Consider the following 17,037-nt stretch of genomic DNA (forward strand, 5'->3'; position numbering starts at 1 on the left):
CTATTTTTTAGAATGCAAATGAATAATTAAACCTTTTTGATTTGCAACAGTCCTAAGAACATAATTGTTAAAAAACGTTAAATATGTAATGCGCCTTAACAATTAGTTTTGGTACCGAATTAAAAAGATTACAGGCGAATTCCATCTGACAAAAATTAAAAACTTTTAAAACAAAAACAGATGAAAACCAAATTCAAAAAGCAACAAGGGATTTTATTCGTATTAATGAGTCTCTTTTTAATGACAGCTTGTCAAAATGAAACAGCAACAGAAACAGCAGAAGATGAAGTTGCCATAGATGACCAACTTGCACTACGCAGTGCAGAAATAGATTTGATATCGGATGATATTGGATTGATTGTAGACGATGCCGCACAGGAAACAGAATCCACAGTGTCATTTTTACCACCATGTGTAACGATTACCGTAGAAATTAGCGCAGGTTTTAGACAAAAAACACTCGATTTTGGCGACGGATGTGAATTACCCAATGGAAATATAGTAAGTGGAATTATTATGATGAGTCATGAAGTGGATGCAAGTCCTGCACGAAGAGAGATTGCCGTCACTTTTGACAATTTTACCAGAAATGGAGTGTTGGTCGCAGGAACGCGCAGTGTAGAACGCGTATTATCAAACGATGCAGGAAATCCGCAATCCACAGCGCAGGTAAATATGCAGGTAACTTGGCCAGACGAAACTACGGCCACTCGTGAAGGAACTAGAGTCCGCGAATGGATTGAAGGTTTTGGCTCAGGAACTTGGGTAGATAATGCATTTTTGATTACAGGAAATGCTACGACAACTGGACGACTTGGAAATACACATGCAGCTACGATTACAGATGCATTGCGCAGGGAAGCAGTATGTGCTTTTATCGTAAGCGGAACGGTTGAATTATCACGTAATGACAACACCGGGATTTTAGCATACGGAGACGGAACTTGTGACGGAGAAGCCACTTGGACAAATCCAAACGGAGATACCATTACAATTTATTTAGATTAGCAATCTTGAGTAATTTTAGTTTTAGGCAACAAAAGGCTTCCAATTTGGAAGCCTTTTTATATGAAGTATGCGTTGTATTTATGTTGTCGGAGCAATGGACCAAGTATCATCAGCATTTAGGATTGCTGTCATCTTAAAAATACCTGGAGAATAATTGACAGCAACCGCTTTATTGAGTGTGGCAGTATCAATGATTTCTCCTTCTTTAATATCAGTAAAAGCAATCCAGTATTCTGTTTTAGGCGTAAATATGCTATTCATATTTGGAATTGCGTCCATTGAACCAATGGCTTTCTTTGCAATACAAATTCCAACAGTAGCTTGATTGGGTTCTACAGAACTGTCACAATCTATAACAATAGAACCATCATTCTTTGCATCGGTAGTTTGATCTATGAATTGATAGGCATCATCTTTTTTTGTCAACGTGACTTTGTTTTGTTTTTTTAAACCCGCAGGTATGTTTTGCGAAGAGGTAATCGTAATGCCTTTTTCTTCTGTTTTCTCAGACCAGAACACACTATACTCAATTTCCCATTCGAATTCGATGTTTGTATGAGGGTTTGCTGGTTTTGAAAACCATGCTAACGATTGATAATTGTTGTTGTTTGGTGGTTTTTGAAATATGGTAAAATTCCCGGAATTGTTACTATTGTTTTCAAAAATTAATTCAAAACTGGTTGCCATAATTGTAAAGAGTATAAGTGATTGTATGTCTTGTGAGACGAATTTAGCTGTTTTCTATTTAGGATACTAAGGTATTACTACTCGTTTTTAAACTAGAGTTATGTCCTACAAACAACAAAGGCTTCCATATTTGGAAGCCTTTTGATTTATGTGTTGTAAACAAAAATTACGCGCGTATTGGCTGATTTTGAATCAAGTCAATATACAAGTTGATTTTGTTTTTGAGTTCTTTTCTGTGCGAGATAAAATCTAAGAATCCGTGTTCTAGTAAGAATTCTGAAGTTTGGAAACCTTCTGGTAAATCTTTTCCTGTAGTGTCGCGAACTACACGCGGTCCTGCAAAACCGATTAACGCTCCTGGTTCCGAGATATTAATGTCTCCTAGCATGGCAAAAGAAGCAGTTGTTCCTCCAGTTGTTGGATCGGTACATAGTGAAATGTATGGAATTCCAGCATCTGCCAATTGTGCTAATTTTGCAGAAGTTTTTGCCAATTGCATTAATGATAATGCAGCTTCCATCATACGTGCTCCACCAGATTTTGAAATAATCATGAATGGAATGTTGTTTTTAAGTGAATAATCTGCCGCACGTGCAATTTTTTCTCCCACAACACTTCCCATAGAACCTCCGATAAATTTGAAGTCCATACAGGCAATGACTAAATCTTTTCCTTTCGATTTTCCAACGGCTGTACGAACAGCATCTTTTAATCCAGTTTTTTCTTTAGCAGCTTTAAGTCTGTCAACGTATTTTTTACTGTCCTCAAATTTTAGAGGATCTTTTGATGTTAAATTTTTATCGAGTTCTTTAAATTTATCATCATCAAATAATATTTCGAAATATTCTTTACTTCCTATACGAACGTGGTATCCATCTTCAGGACTTACGTAAAAGTTTTTCATTAATTCTTCAGAATCAACGATTTTTCCTGTTGGCGATTTGTACCAAAGTCCTTTGGGCGTATCTCTTTTTTCCTCTGTTGAGGTTTGGATTCCTTTTTCTTTTCTTTTAAACCAAGCCATAATGATTTGTGAATTACGATTTACAATGTTAGACTGTGTGTCACAATCTGTATCGTACGATCAATTAGTTAGTTAGTTTTCCTTTTAGTTAGGCGACAAAATTACTGTTTTTATTAATCAAACTCAAAATTTGAATTGGCTATCTATCGTTTCAATTTTTTTTAAGTCTAAAAAACCTCGTTAACATGTTGTTTATCAGTGTTAACGAGGTTGTTTTTTAGTTTTTTACTTTCGTAAGAACTTCGGCGTTAGGGATAGAGGCGGCATCCTTTTTTGTTAAAAAAGATATAGCCGAAAGCCCGACCTAACGGGTAACGCCCAACTATTATAAAGTATTTACGTTATTTAAGTCTTCAAATGCTTGCTTTAAACGCGTTTTGAATGTCAATTCACCTTCACGTAACCATTTTCTTGGATCGTATGTTTTTTTGTTAGGAATGTCGTCTCCATCAGGATTTCCAATTTGTTGTGCCAAGTAATCTTGCTTCGTTAACATATAGTCGCGAATTCCAGACATGAATGCAAATTGTAAATCTGTATCAATGTTCATTTTGATCACTCCGTATCCAATAGCTTCTCTGATTTCTTCAAGTGTAGAACCAGATCCTCCGTGGAATACAAAGTCAATATGATTGTGACCAACATTGTATTTTTCTGAGATGTATTCTTGCGAATTTTTTAAGATTTTTGGTGTCAACTTTACGTTTCCAGGCTTGTATACTCCGTGCACATTACCAAAAGCAGCCGCAATTGTAAATTTAGGACTCACTTTCATTAACTCTTCATACGCATAGGCAACTTCTTCAGGTTGTGTGTACAATTTAGAATCGTCCACATCGCTATTGTCAACTCCATCTTCTTCACCACCTGTAATTCCCAATTCGATTTCTAAGGTCATGCCCATTTTGCTCATGCGCGCTAGGTATTCTTTACAGATTTCGATGTTTTCTTCTAATGGTTCTTCCGAAAGATCGATCATGTGTGAGCTGTATAATGGTTTTCCAGTTTCAGCAAAATGCTTTTCACTTGCGTCTAACAAACCATCAATCCAAGGCAATAATTTTTTAGCACAGTGATCTGTGTGTAAAATTACAGGAACACCATAAGCTTCTGCCATTTCATGTACATGTTTTGCACCGGCAACAGAACCTGCGATTGCTGCTTTTTGTCCTTCGTTACTTAATCCTTTTCCTGCGTTGAATTGTGCGCCTCCATTCGAAAACTGAATGATGACAGGAGAATTTAATTCGGCAGCAGTTTCCAACACTCCATTAATAGAGTTTGAACCTACTACATTTACTGCTGGTAAAGCAAAGCCTTTTTCTTTGGCTAGGTTGAATATTTCTTGTACTTCATCTCCAGTAGCAACTCCTGCTTTGATATTGTGACTCATCGTCTTTGGTTTTTTTGTTTGGATTACAAAAGTAATAAAATTGTGATGAGTTTTTACGTAGTTGACAATTTTAGAAGAGCTAATGAAGTCACTTTTGCGAATTTGATAATTTCGGGTGTTTTTGCGACGGTTTTGCTATGGAAATTTTTGTGTTTTTGAGGAAATATTGATTTGTTGTTTGTGTTTTTGAAAAGAAATTTTCATGCTGTTTTTTAGCGCAAACGTTTTAGTTTCAGCTAGAAAAATATATTACACAATTGTAACCGTTAAATTCCAGAACATATGGAGTAGGATAGCAGGTATGATGGATTTTGATTTGAATGAAAGTACTCCTAAGATGTATCCTCCAAAAAATGTAATATATGCATGATGCCAATTGATATATGCATCATCAAATATTGCACCTTCAACTTGAAGATGAATATACGCAAACAATAAGGATGTAAAAAATATTGCTAAGTAAGGTTTGTATTTTTGGATGAGTTCACGTTGAAGAAAATTCCTAAAAAAAAGTTCTTCTACAAAGGGAGCAATTATAATAGACCTGAAGGTATCGATAGATTTTAGATTTTCTGGCGCAAATTTATAATTGTAAAGATCTGGTGCAACTTCGAAATAGTATACAAAATCAAGTATGGTTTGAAAAAAAACAAATCCAATTCCTAGTATAATTCCTAAAATGTAAAATTTCGGAGCAGTCGCATTAAATTCAAACACATCTTTTCTTTTGAGACTTATGAAAAGAATGATAAGTATACTCGCGAAAACACAATCGCTTACTAAATTATATATATCTAATGTGTTGATGGAGTCAATAACATCGACCGATACATAATACCAAGGCCAAGTGAATTCATGGAGAACACAAAATAATATTGTAATTAAAAATGCTTTGAAAACATTCATGGAGCGCTTGCGTTAACTTTTTAAATTGAAAAAAGATTCGTTAGAAAATTATTTTTTTAATTCAATATAATCAATAGGAAAATCTTTCGGTAAATTTTCAAAATCTTTTTCAGTGATGGTGTAACTTCCTTTGAAGTCGCGATCAAATTCAACTTTGTATTTTTGGATAGAATAGGAGAAGCCAGGCGAACTAAAATCTTCTTCATTCACTCTTTTTGTACTACTTGATGACATGTACTTTCGAATTGTAATTCCTAGAGCGATTTCATTTTTTAATTCTGCAAACACTGTACCTGCAGGTTTTACTCCACCAATAGTGTATGAAACCTTATTGTCCGTACTTTTCTTATTTGATTCATTTCTTATGAGTTGCTCCAGAATCAAAAGTGTTTCGCCTTCATGTTCTTTGATTCGAATCCAAACACCTGCTTCCAGCTTCAATTCGGGCAATACATCTACGTCAATAGTTGTGGTGGTATATTTAGTGCCATTAAACTCAAAATTAAAAGGTCCGATGGTATATTTTTTTGCTTCTTTAAAAATGATGATTCTCTCAAAACTATTAGATGATTTTCCAAAAACAGAAGTTGAATTTGTGAGTTCTATGTCGCTATCCATTTGCTTTTGTAAGTAATCTGTAAAGAAATCGCTATTAATAGAAAGTTTTATTTCCTGACCAACTCTAGGACTTGGATTGTCTATTGTAAGCGTTATTTTTTCTTGTGCAATGCTGTATGATGCACATAGTATAATGAGTAGGAAGGTAATTTTTTTCATGTGGTAAGTATGTTTAATCTTAATGGTTAATATCTTTTTTCATAGGATATCTCGATACAAATTTTCTTTGAAAATTCACTCGATATGACGTTTGGGAATAACGAATTTAAAATGTAAAACGCTACATATAAAATGACAAAGTATTTTCCCTACCACCTAGAAAGGATAATTAATACCAATATTATACACCGCATTTCCGAAGTTATAATCCTTAAACCAACGATTGCCAAGTTCATACGCAGGATCGTAGGTTTTAAAGCCGACATCAAAACGCAATACAAAGAAGCTGAAATCGTAGCGGATACCAAAACCTGTTCCTAAAGCAATATCTTTTAAGGATTCCAAACCGTTGAACTTTCGATCTTCATCTTCAATATCGTCAAAAACATTCCAAATATTTCCTGCATCGGCAAATAATGCGCCTTTAAAGCTACCGAATAAATCAAAACGATATTCTATGTTTGAAGTTAACTTTAAGTTGGCTTCGTTAAAGTCTAAAACACTTGCCGAACGTCCTGGACCTAATTGATACGCGCTCCATGCTCTGTTGTCATTGGATCCACCACCAAAATAACTTCGGGCAAACGGAATGTTGTCTGAGTTTCCATACGGAATGGCAATTCCGAAGAAGGTTCTAAATGCTAATACATCTTGTTTTCCAGATAATTCCCAGTGTTTTATATAATCGAATTCTGTTTTTACATATTGCGTATACGGAACTCCAAAGAGTTTGTAGTTTCCTCGAGAATCTTTTTCCAAGTTAGCAACACTGGCAATGGCAGATAAGAAGTTTCCGGCGAGCTCCAATTCAGTTCGAAACTGGAAAAATGTATTGTCGGAAATGTTTTCTTTACTGTTGTGTAAAAAGTTGATTTTTGAAGCGGCAATCAAGTTGTCTTGCGTCAATCGAAATTGTCGCTGTGCTACACTTAATACAGTAGAAAGCTCACCATCTGTTACGGCAAAATTGTTAAAAATTACATCATCAATAAATTGATCTGGTTGCCCCGATTCAATATTTAACGATTCGTCTGTGCCTACATAATTAGAGCTAAGTGCTACCGAATTCAATCGATCATACGAACTCGTGTATACATTAAAATAATTGCTTGTATTTAAGTTTCGAATGAATTGCAGATTGAACAATTCTAAATTGAACGTATTCTTTTTAGAAGGTCGCCAATTGTAACGTATAAATCCCGTAAACGTTTGTCGGTCTAAACCAATATTTTGTTGTACACTAGTTCCTAAAGATAAAACTGTGGTTGGCAACATGTATTTCGGAATGATTTTATCGGTATTGAACGGAAAGAAGAATCGCGGAAAATTCAATCGGATATCGGCACCAATTTCAGAGATATTAAAGAATTGATCTTCCGAATCGGCAACATCTTTGGAAGCTCCTAAAGTTCCTCTGGCAGCAATTTCTAAGGTTTCTGCACCACGAAAAACATTTCGGCTAATCAACGATGTACTAAACGAAAAACCGTAATCCTGAATATTGGAATGTGTAATATCGATATCAAAACCTAATGAGAATTTCTTTCGCGGTTGTAAATAGATATTTGTCACCAAATCTGTAAGACTATCATTGACGTATTCGTACTGAATGTTTGGATACTTAAATGTGCGTAAATTGCTAATGTGTTTGTATGTCAGTGTTCTGTCTTGATCTTTATACACATCGCCTGCGTGAATAAAAATAGCATCAGTAATAGCTTTTGGACGAAAACGCAATTTGTCATTTGAATAAATAGTAAAATCTTCATAGGTAACAGAATCTACATATTTTGAACGCGAATTTGCAAAGGTGTAATCTGTATAAATATTTACTTTTTTAATCCGATGTACCTTGTATTCTTTCTCAATAATAGAATCGTTTTGTCGCTCGTTGAGGTTATTGATTTTTAATAAAATAGGCATTTTATAATCTCCTGTGGCAGAATCTGTCCGTACAGAATCAATTCCAACAGTGGGTTTAATCGAGTTCAACTGAAAATTATAAATTCCCGAATTTCTAAATAAAACGGTTAATCGTTCACGCTCATTATAAAAATCGGATGTATTGTATTGCTTTCCTTGCTTTAAAAAAGATTTGTCTTTGTGTAGATTGTAGATGGAATCTAAATCGGGCGATTTAATCGTTACATACAAACTATCTAAAAAATAAGGCTTCCCAGTTTCTACACTATAATTAATATTTGCTCTGTTGGGTTTTTCCAAAGGGACAATCTCGTACTTCGCTTTTGCATTAAAAAAACCTTTGTTTTGGTAATATGCTTTTAAACGTTTGGTCGTTTTTTTTGTTTTTTTCTCATCAATAACCACGGGAGCTTCTCCTGTTTTTCGAAGCCAATTATTGAAGCCAACTTTATAGTTGCCAAGCTCTCTTACTTGTTTTTCTGATAATTTATTTTTCAAACGACCTGGACGCTTCGGATTTTGATTTAGCCAAGCTTGAAAAGTTGAATCTGGATTTTTTTCAGCAAGATTATACACATGCAATCGAATAGGCAGCGATAAAAAACGCGTATTCGGTTTTTGGTACATTTGACTCAACGCATCTGGATCACTTGAAGTTTCTCCATTCACCATTAAATCGTTCTCCATCAAAAGTAATTCATCATCTTTTACATATTTGATGGTATTACAAGAATGAAGAAATGCGCCAATTATAATAAATAATGATATTTTTGCTAAAAAGGATTTCAATCAGAGGTGTTTTTCAAATTCAAAATTAAACTATTTGCATGATTAGCAAAAGACAAATAAAAATAATAACGAGTCTACAGCAAAAAAAGTATCGAAAATCAACAGGACTCTTTTTGGCGGAGGGAAAAAAGGTGATTCAAGAGTTTCTGAATTCTAATTTTGAGCTAGATACACTATTTACTACAGATGAAAGTTTGTTTGCTTTCCATTCAAAAGTAACATTAATTTCTGAAGCAGAATTAAAAAAGATCAGTTTCTTAAAAACGCCCAACAAAGCATTGGCGCTTTTTAAAATTTCGGAACCTATTTTGTTAGAAAATAAAGGTTTGATAGTTGCTTTGGATGCGATTCGCGATCCGGGGAATTTAGGAACTATTATTCGTTTGTGCGATTGGTTTGGTGTAAAACATCTTGTATGTTCTGAAACGACTGTCGATTGCTACAACCCAAAAGTAATTCAAGCAACGATGGGCTCATTGACACGCGTGAATGTAGTGTATACCGATTTGAAAAATTATTTATCAGAAACCAAATTGCCCGTTTTTGGAGCCTTTATGGATGGAAATAATGTTTATAAATCAATCTTGCCCAAAGATGGAATTTTAGTCATGGGGAATGAAGCCAATGGTGTTTCGGACGAAATTGCAGCATTGATCACTGAAAAAATTGCGATTCCGCGTTTTGGAGACATGCAACAAACAGAAAGTTTAAATGTTGCCATGGCCACAGGAATTTTATTAAATGAGTTTAAGCGTGGTGAGTTTTAAGGCTGAGTATTATTCAGATTTAAACTGTTTTAAACTCCATTTTGTAGCATAAAATAGGTATCGAATTCCAAAGAAAATGATTACGAATATAATTATCAGTTCTTCAATCTCTCTATTTGATATACCGTTATTAAAAAATGAGTTTTGAACATGTCTTAGCTTATTCTCTTGTAAAGAAATCTTTTTTAAATAATTTTCAGATTTATTATCCTTAACTATTTTTCTGAAAAAATCTTGCTTGGAAATAGTTATTTCATTATCGTGTTTTTTTAATAAACTAAAAATGTTATAAGCAAAAAGAGAATCTTTTTTTAGACTAGATATGAATTCTATCGAGCTAATTTTTCTGTTTTCATAATCAATATTTTCTTTTACAAAAAGTAGAACTTTAAGTCTGTAAGGCATATTTTCATATTCCTTGAGTTGATTGATTTCAATTTGTATTTTTTCTTGCTTATCCCTATTTATTTTACCTAAATAAAGCCAAATAAAAAAAGTTGCGAAAAATAGTATTGTAGATCCGAGGAGAAATAAAAATTCACGGGCTATAACTTTTTTATATACTTGTTTCATTTGGGAGTTTTTTTATTTTGAAAGTTTAAAAAAACAAGTAACAAATATAAGAAACATTAGTTTAACGACTTTCTTTGAGTAGTATGCATTTAATGATTATTATGAAGATATATATGCTACTGAAACGTAAAATTGATAAAAATTCCACGAGTTTGCATTTTCTGAATATTGCTGGTCCACGGACTGTTTGGATCAATATCACGAACCAATTCGTCGTTCAAAGCAAATACTCCACGAATAGAAGGTGTAAATTTAAAGTAGTACAAATAGAAATCGACTCCGAAACCTAACTCATAATAAAAGGTTCTTTGTTTCATACGAAATTGCCCATTAAAGTTATCATCTGGGTTTTTCTCATTACTCGATAAGTTCAAAGAAGTAGAAAATCCACCTACAATAAAAGGCTTAAAATTATTGATACGCTTGGTTCCAATTTTTAATAATAGCGGAATGTGCACATAACTCGATTTTATTTCACGTTCTCTATCTACAAGATCAACCAAACCGTAGCTTTCAGGATATTCAATAGTACGTGTGGTAAAGAAAATTCCTGGTTCCAAACGTAAATTCATATAGTCATTCAACTTTACGTCTCCAACCAAACCAACATTAAAACCTGCAGCAGGTTTTAACTGAATAGCATCTGCGTTTTGATTATAAGTAAATTTAAAATCATAACTATTAAATCCTAAAAAATAACCCCAAGTAAGCGTGTTATTGTCTATCTGACCATTTCCGCCACTTGCATCATTTCTAACTTTTTTCTTGCTAAATAATTGCGAATGTGCAGATTGCATAGCAAAAATACAACAGATGATGAGCAAAATCTTCTTCATAAAATCTATTTTGTTGCGGTGTAAATACTCGCTACACCAAACGTTTGTGGTTTATCTTTCACATCTATAAACCCAATTTTTCGTAAAATATTGTTGAAATTTTCTCCATAAGGAAAAGCTGCTGCCGATTCAGACAAATATCCGTACGCAGAATTGTCTTTTGAAAACAGTTTTCCAATTAATGGTAAAATGTACTTTGTGTAAAATTTGTAAAATTGTTTAAAAGGAGTTTTCGTTGGTACAGATGTTTCCAAGACTACAAAAATTCCTTTAGGTTTTAATACTCTTAAAATTTCCTGCAAGCCTTGTTCTAAGTTTTCAAAGTTTCGGACTCCAAAAGCTACCGTAATGGCATCGAACGAATTGTCTACAAATGGTAACTTTTCACCATCGCCTAATACCATTTCAATTTTATCGTTCAGTGCTTTTTTCTTAATTTTTTGTTTTCCAACTTCCAACATTCCTGGTGAAATATCCAAACCAACAATGCGTTCAGCATTGGTTTCTGCTAAATTAATTGCTAAATCAGCAGTTCCGGTTGCAATATCTAAAATTGTCTTCGGATTGGTTGCGCCAACCATACGTACCACTTTTTTTCGCCATTTAATGTCGATACCAAAAGAAATCACGCGGTTCAATCCGTCATAATTCTTCGAAATGGTATCAAACATCTCTGTAACCTGTTCTTTCTTGCCAAGTTTTGACTCTTTGTATGGTGTTACATTCTTCGACATATAGAAAATTTTGGCAAATATAAATAATCCTATCATCAAAGTTGTGTTGTATAGCCTATAATTTGTCTAGGTTTTATAAATCTGATATTCAAGCAGGAAACTATTAGCAAAAGATTCCTTTTTTCTCGTATATTTGTATACTTTTTCAATAAGTTAACTCAATGAAGATTATAATTGCGGGAGCTGGTGAGGTAGGATATCATTTGGCGAAACTACTTTCTTATGAATCTCAAGATATTACCTTAATAGATTGCAATAAGGAAAATTTAGAATATGCAGATGCGCATCTAGACATTCGTGTCATTAGAGGTGATGCAACTTCTATTAGTATTTTAAAAGATGCTAGAGTCGCTACGGCAGATTTAGTAATTACGGTTACTTCTTCCGAAACTACCAATATTACGATTTGTGTACTGGCCAAGCAATTGGGTTGTAGACGAACGATTGCTCGAATTTCAAATACAGAATTCATCGATAATCAAGAAGAGCTAAAATTTACAGATTTAGGAATTGATGAATTAATTTCTCCTGAAAAATTAGCTGCTGCCGAGATAAAATTACTCTTAGATCAATCTGCTTTTAATGATAGTTATGAGTTTGAAGATGGAGCTTTAACCATGGTAGGTACTATTTTGCAACGTACCGCGCCGTTTGTGGGGAAAAGTGTTAAAGAAGCTGCAAGTATTTTTCCAGAATTACATTTTGTACCGATTGCGATTCAACGCTTTGGAACACAATATACCTTGATTCCGCGTGGTGATACGCTTTTTAAGGAAGGCGATCAAGTATACTTTGTCATTTCGAAAGAAGGAGTAGAAGAATTATACAAATTGATCGGAAAGCAACGGGAAGACATCAAGAATGTAATGATTCTTGGCGGAAGTAATATTGGACATAAAACAGCTAGAGATCTTTGTAAAAATAAATTCAATGTAAAATTGATTGAAAAAGATAAAGAGAAAGCTTTTGAGTTGGCCGATCAATTACCAAATGCATTGATTATTCAAGGAGATGGACGTAACGTGGAGCTTCTGGAAGAAGAAGGTGTATACGATATGGATGCGTTTATTGCCGTAACAGGAAACTCTGAAACAAATATTATGTCCTGTTTGGTAGCGAAGTCTAAAAGTATACGTAAAACCATTGCGTTGGTAGAAAATATGGATTACTTTCAATTGTCACAATCTATTGGAATTGATACATTGATTAATAAAAAACTACTGGCAGCAAATAATATTTTCCGACATATTCGTAAAGGTGACGTTGTTGATATGACACGTGTAAACAATATGAATGCGGAATTGTTAGAATTTATTGTAAAGCCAACTTCGCGCGTATGCAATAAAAAAGTAAAAGACTTAGATTTTCCTCGATCTGCTATTATTGGCGGTGTAATTAGAGAAGGCGAAGGTTTAATCGCTTTGGGCGATTTTCATATCAAATCTGGCGATAGAGTTGTCGTCTGTAGTTTACCACAATCCATCAACAAAGTAGAACGCATGTTTCTCTAACTTCGGATAATGAGGGTAAATTATAAAATCATATTTCACTTGATGGGACTGCTGTTGGTTTGCAACGGCGGATTTATGTTGCTTGCAACTTTAGTGAGTTACTTCTATGAAGATGGTGTCACATTTAAGCTGTTTTTAGCGGGATTGGTAACCATCATTGCTGGAGCGCTTTTTATGTTGACGACCAAAGATCATAAAAAAGAAATCAAAAAGCGTGAAGGGTATATTGTAGTGACGTTTGGTTGGATTTTTATGTCCCTTTCGGGAACGTTTCCGTACTTATTTACCAAAACCATCCCACAATTTACCAATGCGTTCTTTGAAACCATGTCTGGTTATACCACAACTGGAGCGACTATTTTAGAAAAAATAGAAGGATTACCAGAAGGAATTCTCTTTTGGCGAAGCATGACACATTGGATAGGAGGTATGGGGATTATTGTACTTGCCATTGCTATTTTACCTTTGTTAGGAATAGGAGGAATGCAGTTGTTTGCTGCAGAAGCGCCTGGACCAAGTGCCGATAAATTGCATCCCAGAATTACAGATACTGCCAAGCGTTTGTGGTTGATTTATGTTGGATATACAGTTGCAGAAACTATCTTATTGCAAGTAGCAGGAATGTCCTTTTTTGATGCCATAAATCATGCGCTATGTACTTTGTCCACGGGAGGATTTTCTACAAAAGACGCTAGTGTTGCGCATTGGAATGGCGATCCTATCATACAATATATCATCATTTTCTTTATGTTTTTGGCAGGAACAAACTTTGTATTAAGTTATTTTGCCTTCAAAGGAAAAATTCAAAAAGTACTTCGAGATGAAGAATTTCGAGTCTACGCCATCTTTATCATCATCTTTACAATAATTGCAACGGTAATCATATATGCACAAGTAAATGTAACGCAATCAGACTATCATCCAATGGTTTGGGGCGAACTGGAAAGTGATTTTCGACATTCGCTATTTTCAGTGGTTGCCGTCATTACAACGACAGGATTTGTAACCGCAGATTTTACATCTTGGACCACATTTTTAACCATTTTCTTCTTTGGTCTAATGTTTCTTGGTGGTTCGGCAGGTTCAACTTCGGGAGGTGTAAAAGTCGTCCGGCATTTATTAATGATCAAAAATGGCTTGCTAGAGTTTAAACGAACCTTGCATCCAAGAGCAATTATTCCTGTGCGATATAATAACAGGTCTGTTTCTGAGCATATTGTCTACAATATTTTAGGATTCTTTATTCTGTATATGTTGTTGTTTATTATTGGAGCTTTGGTGTTAGGATTTGTAGGATTAGATTTTGAATCGGCCATTGGTGGAGCAGCTTCTTCTTTAGGAAACGTCGGTCCTGCGTTAGGTGATTTGAATCCGCTTGAAAATTACAATTCGATACATCCTTTTGGAAAGTGGTGGTGTACTTTTTTAATGCTTCTTGGACGATTGGAATTATTTACGGTATTAATTCTAATCACGCCATTTTTCTGGAGAAACCGTTAACTCACAGTGGTTTAAGAGGTGGTCTTTTAAAATTTTTTTGAAATTTGTTGTAACATTTTTTTTGTTGATACGTCATATAAGTGTAAATCAATCAAAAAACAATAATCATGACATCAACAAATTACACACACAGAAATTTAGTTCCAGTCGAACCCATTCAAACAAATGAAAACTATATAAATAGAGGGATTTTGACTTCATCTTACAAAGAAGAAATTAAAGAAAATTTTAATAATTCTGAATCAAATTCTTTGTTCCGCTTAAAGCAACGAGTTCGTACAAATCAACATAGATTGACTCCAGCTGCAGGAACGATTTTAAAAGTTTCAGTATTTGTAATCGCTTACATAATTGCATTTATTTAATTAGCTACACTTTATACAAATCATTTGAGTTCTACATAGAACTTCATACATAAAAGCACTAAACTTTTAAATATCAAGATTTATCACTGCGAGTGCAGAAGAGAAATAAACCAACATTTTAATTGGTTCTCTACTGCACTCGATTTTTATGTTTTTTCTGTAAAACATGAATTCTTTCAAACAGTCTTACATAAAAAAGGGGGAAAATCCCCTGCCAAAGGGTTTTTTAACTTCGGATGTTTTATAGATATTTACACCAGTGAAACAAAAGATTAAAAACAAATGCTTAAGAAGTTTAATTTTCTGGAATTCTGCTGGTTAGTTACAGTTGTTTTGCTAACGAGTACGGTGGTAACGATCTTTGTAAATACAGATCTTACAGGAGAAACATCTGCGCCAGTTAGAACGCTTTTCGGGATAGATCTTAAGTATTGTGTTGTTATCTTCTACGCTTTTAATACTTTTTTATTCTTTGGAATTAAAGAGTTTTTTTGGAGATACGAACGAAAGTTTCCAAACACCATTATTATGTTTAGTGGTGCGATATTGACAATTTCACTTTTAATACTTAATATTATTTAGTTAATCTCAACCAAGCCAAAAGATGTCTTTATCACACATCTTTTGGCTTATTGTTTTTCGTAAAAACTTTTTAGATTATTAGTATCGCTGTCGCTTTTAGAAGTGGCTTCGCTAGTTAGTATTCTAGGTATTTAGTATATCCTTTACCTGCTTTTGTGTATTACTTCTATACGTCACTTCGAGTGGTTTTTCGCAGAAAAAATGTATCAAGAAGTACTTTGATATAGCTGTTTTTTGAAAATTCTCATGCATCTATTTGTAAAGAGATATCATAAAAAAAAGCTGCTTCTCAAAGAGAAACAGCTTTTACTTATATTGTAAATTCTTTTTTTATTGTAGTGCTTCTTTAATTTGTTGAATCGCTTTACGTAATTCTTCTTCAGAAGCTGCATACGAAATACGAATACAGTTAGGATTTCCAAACGCATCACCAGTTACAGTCGCCACTAAAGCTTCATCCAGTAAATACAAAGAAAAATCGGTTGCATTGTTGATTGTTTTTCCGCGCAATGTTTTTCCAAAGAATGAAGAAATATCTGGGAATACATAAAATGCACCTTCAGGAACATTAATAGTAAAGCCATCAATTTCACCTAACAATCCTAAGACAATATCTCTACGCTTCAAGAACTCATCCATCATGTATTGAATTTTGTCTTTAGAAGCTTCTAATGCAGCAATAGTTGCACGTTGCGCAATACAATTAGCTCCACTAGTTACTTGTCCTTGAATTTTGTTACACGCTCTCGCTATTTTTTCTGGAGCACCGATATATCCAATTCTCCATCCTGTCATAGCAAACGCTTTAGAAACTCCGTTTACCGTAATGGTACGATCGTACATTGAAGGAATTCGTGCAATACTGAAATGCTCGCTTGTAAAGTTGATATGTTCGTAAATTTCGTCAGAAACTACATAGATATTTGGATGTTTTTCTAAAACGGAAGCCAACGCTTTTAATTCTGCTTCACTATATACAGAACCGCTTGGATTACATGGAGAGCTGAACCAAATCATCTTTGTTTTTGGAGTAATTGCTGCTTCCAATTGCTCAGGCGTCATTTTAAAATCAGTGTCAATAGATGTCGCTACTTGTACAGGAACACCTTCTGCTAATTTTACAATATCACTATAGCTTACCCAAAAAGGAGCAGGAAGAATTACTTCGTCACCTTCGTTCAATAAAACCATGGCTACATTTGCTAAGGACTGTTTTGCGCCCGTAGAAACGACAATTTGACTTGGAGTATAGCTAAGACTGTTATCGCGCTTAAACTTATTGATAATCGCTTCTTTTAAATCGGCATAACCATCTACAGGTGTATAACTGTTATAGTTATCGTTAATGGCTTGAATGGCAGCTTCTTTTACAAATTCTGGTGTGTTGAAATCTGGTTCTCCAAGACTAAGTCCGATAATATTTTTGCCTTCGTTTCTTAGTTCTCTTGCTTTCGCTGCCATTGCTAAGGTAGCGGAAGTAGACATGTTTAAAACTCTTTCAGATAATAATGACATTGTTGTTTGTGTGTTGTGTTATTTTGTTTTAAAAACTGAATGGTGCGAAATTAGGTATTTTATCATTTAGGAAGAAACAATGTAGGGACTAATTGCTTGGTTTTCTGTAATGAGTTTTAGTTTTTACCTAAACACTGTAAATTCACT

At 34.2% G+C, this 17,037-nt stretch carries 15 protein-coding genes; 5 read left to right on the top strand and 10 right to left on the bottom strand.

Features of this window, described 5'->3' with window-relative positions:
- Positions 1-180: 180 nt before the first annotated feature.
- Positions 181-1,008, top strand: coding sequence for a hypothetical protein (locus tag Q0845_RS09855; protein WP_298512309.1), 828 nt, complete (start codon positions 181-183; stop codon positions 1,006-1,008).
- Positions 1,009-1,086: 78 nt separating this feature from the next.
- On the opposite strand, the gene Q0845_RS09860 is transcribed toward Q0845_RS09855, so the two are convergent.
- The 6 genes from Q0845_RS09860 to Q0845_RS09885 all read right to left on the bottom strand — a co-directional run bounded on the left by Q0845_RS09860 (position 1,087) and on the right by Q0845_RS09885 (position 8,507).
- The gene (locus Q0845_RS09860; RefSeq protein ID WP_298512311.1) at positions 1,087-1,695 is read right to left on the bottom strand and encodes a hypothetical protein; all 609 of its coding nucleotides are present in this window, start codon (positions 1,693-1,695) and stop codon (positions 1,087-1,089) included.
- A gap of 166 nt (positions 1,696-1,861) precedes the next feature.
- A complete protein-coding gene (gene accD, locus Q0845_RS09865; RefSeq protein ID WP_298512314.1) occupies positions 1,862-2,719 on the bottom strand; it encodes an acetyl-CoA carboxylase, carboxyltransferase subunit beta in 858 nt (285 codons plus the stop codon).
- Positions 2,720-3,044: 325 nt separating this feature from the next.
- The gene (gene fbaA / locus Q0845_RS09870) at positions 3,045-4,112 is read right to left on the bottom strand and encodes a class II fructose-bisphosphate aldolase (protein ID WP_298512317.1); all 1,068 of its coding nucleotides are present in this window, start codon (positions 4,110-4,112) and stop codon (positions 3,045-3,047) included.
- A 249-nt stretch (positions 4,113-4,361) separates the two neighbouring features.
- A complete protein-coding gene (locus Q0845_RS09875; RefSeq protein ID WP_298512320.1) occupies positions 4,362-5,018 on the bottom strand; it encodes a CPBP family intramembrane glutamic endopeptidase in 657 nt (218 codons plus the stop codon).
- 48 nt (positions 5,019-5,066) lie between these two features.
- A complete protein-coding gene (locus Q0845_RS09880) occupies positions 5,067-5,795 on the bottom strand; it encodes a BatD family protein (protein ID WP_298512323.1) in 729 nt (242 codons plus the stop codon).
- A 156-nt stretch (positions 5,796-5,951) separates the two neighbouring features.
- Positions 5,952-8,507 carry a BamA/TamA family outer membrane protein gene (locus Q0845_RS09885; protein WP_298512325.1) on the bottom strand — a complete coding sequence of 852 codons (2,556 nt, stop codon included), beginning with the start codon at positions 8,505-8,507 and terminating at the stop codon, positions 5,952-5,954.
- A gap of 38 nt (positions 8,508-8,545) precedes the next feature.
- Here Q0845_RS09885 and Q0845_RS09890 point away from each other — a divergent pair, with 38 nt between their 5' ends.
- On the top strand, positions 8,546-9,274 hold the full coding sequence (locus tag Q0845_RS09890; protein WP_298512328.1) for an RNA methyltransferase: 729 nt from the start codon (positions 8,546-8,548) through the stop codon (positions 9,272-9,274).
- Positions 9,275-9,283: 9 nt separating this feature from the next.
- On the opposite strand, the gene Q0845_RS09895 is transcribed toward Q0845_RS09890, so the two are convergent.
- From Q0845_RS09895 to ubiE, 3 genes are all read right to left on the bottom strand, one after another.
- Positions 9,284-9,847 carry a hypothetical protein gene (locus Q0845_RS09895; protein ID WP_298512331.1) on the bottom strand — a complete coding sequence of 188 codons (564 nt, stop codon included), beginning with the start codon at positions 9,845-9,847 and terminating at the stop codon, positions 9,284-9,286.
- Between the two features lie 116 nt (positions 9,848-9,963).
- Positions 9,964-10,683, bottom strand: a complete 720-nt coding sequence (locus tag Q0845_RS09900; protein WP_298512334.1) for a porin family protein — start codon at positions 10,681-10,683, stop codon at positions 9,964-9,966.
- A gap of 5 nt (positions 10,684-10,688) precedes the next feature.
- The gene (gene ubiE / locus Q0845_RS09905) at positions 10,689-11,417 is read right to left on the bottom strand and encodes a bifunctional demethylmenaquinone methyltransferase/2-methoxy-6-polyprenyl-1,4-benzoquinol methylase UbiE (RefSeq protein WP_298512337.1); all 729 of its coding nucleotides are present in this window, start codon (positions 11,415-11,417) and stop codon (positions 10,689-10,691) included.
- Positions 11,418-11,578: 161 nt separating this feature from the next.
- Here ubiE and trkA point away from each other — a divergent pair, with 161 nt between their 5' ends.
- From trkA to Q0845_RS09920, 3 genes are all read left to right on the top strand, one after another.
- Entirely contained in the window at positions 11,579-12,928 is a 1,350-nt protein-coding gene (gene trkA / locus Q0845_RS09910; RefSeq protein WP_298512340.1) for a Trk system potassium transporter TrkA, read from the top strand.
- Between the two features lie 9 nt (positions 12,929-12,937).
- On the top strand, positions 12,938-14,428 hold the full coding sequence (locus Q0845_RS09915) for a TrkH family potassium uptake protein (protein ID WP_298512344.1): 1,491 nt from the start codon (positions 12,938-12,940) through the stop codon (positions 14,426-14,428).
- 107 nt (positions 14,429-14,535) lie between these two features.
- A complete protein-coding gene (locus tag Q0845_RS09920) occupies positions 14,536-14,793 on the top strand; it encodes a hypothetical protein (protein ID WP_298512347.1) in 258 nt (85 codons plus the stop codon).
- Between the two features lie 912 nt (positions 14,794-15,705).
- Here Q0845_RS09920 and Q0845_RS09925 read toward each other — a convergent pair.
- A complete protein-coding gene (locus tag Q0845_RS09925) occupies positions 15,706-16,890 on the bottom strand; it encodes a pyridoxal phosphate-dependent aminotransferase (RefSeq protein WP_298512351.1) in 1,185 nt (394 codons plus the stop codon).
- Between the last annotated feature and the right edge of the window lie 147 nt (positions 16,891-17,037).

The sequence above is a fragment of the uncultured Kordia sp. genome, assembly GCF_947489565.1.
Classification (GTDB): domain Bacteria; phylum Bacteroidota; class Bacteroidia; order Flavobacteriales; family Flavobacteriaceae; genus Kordia.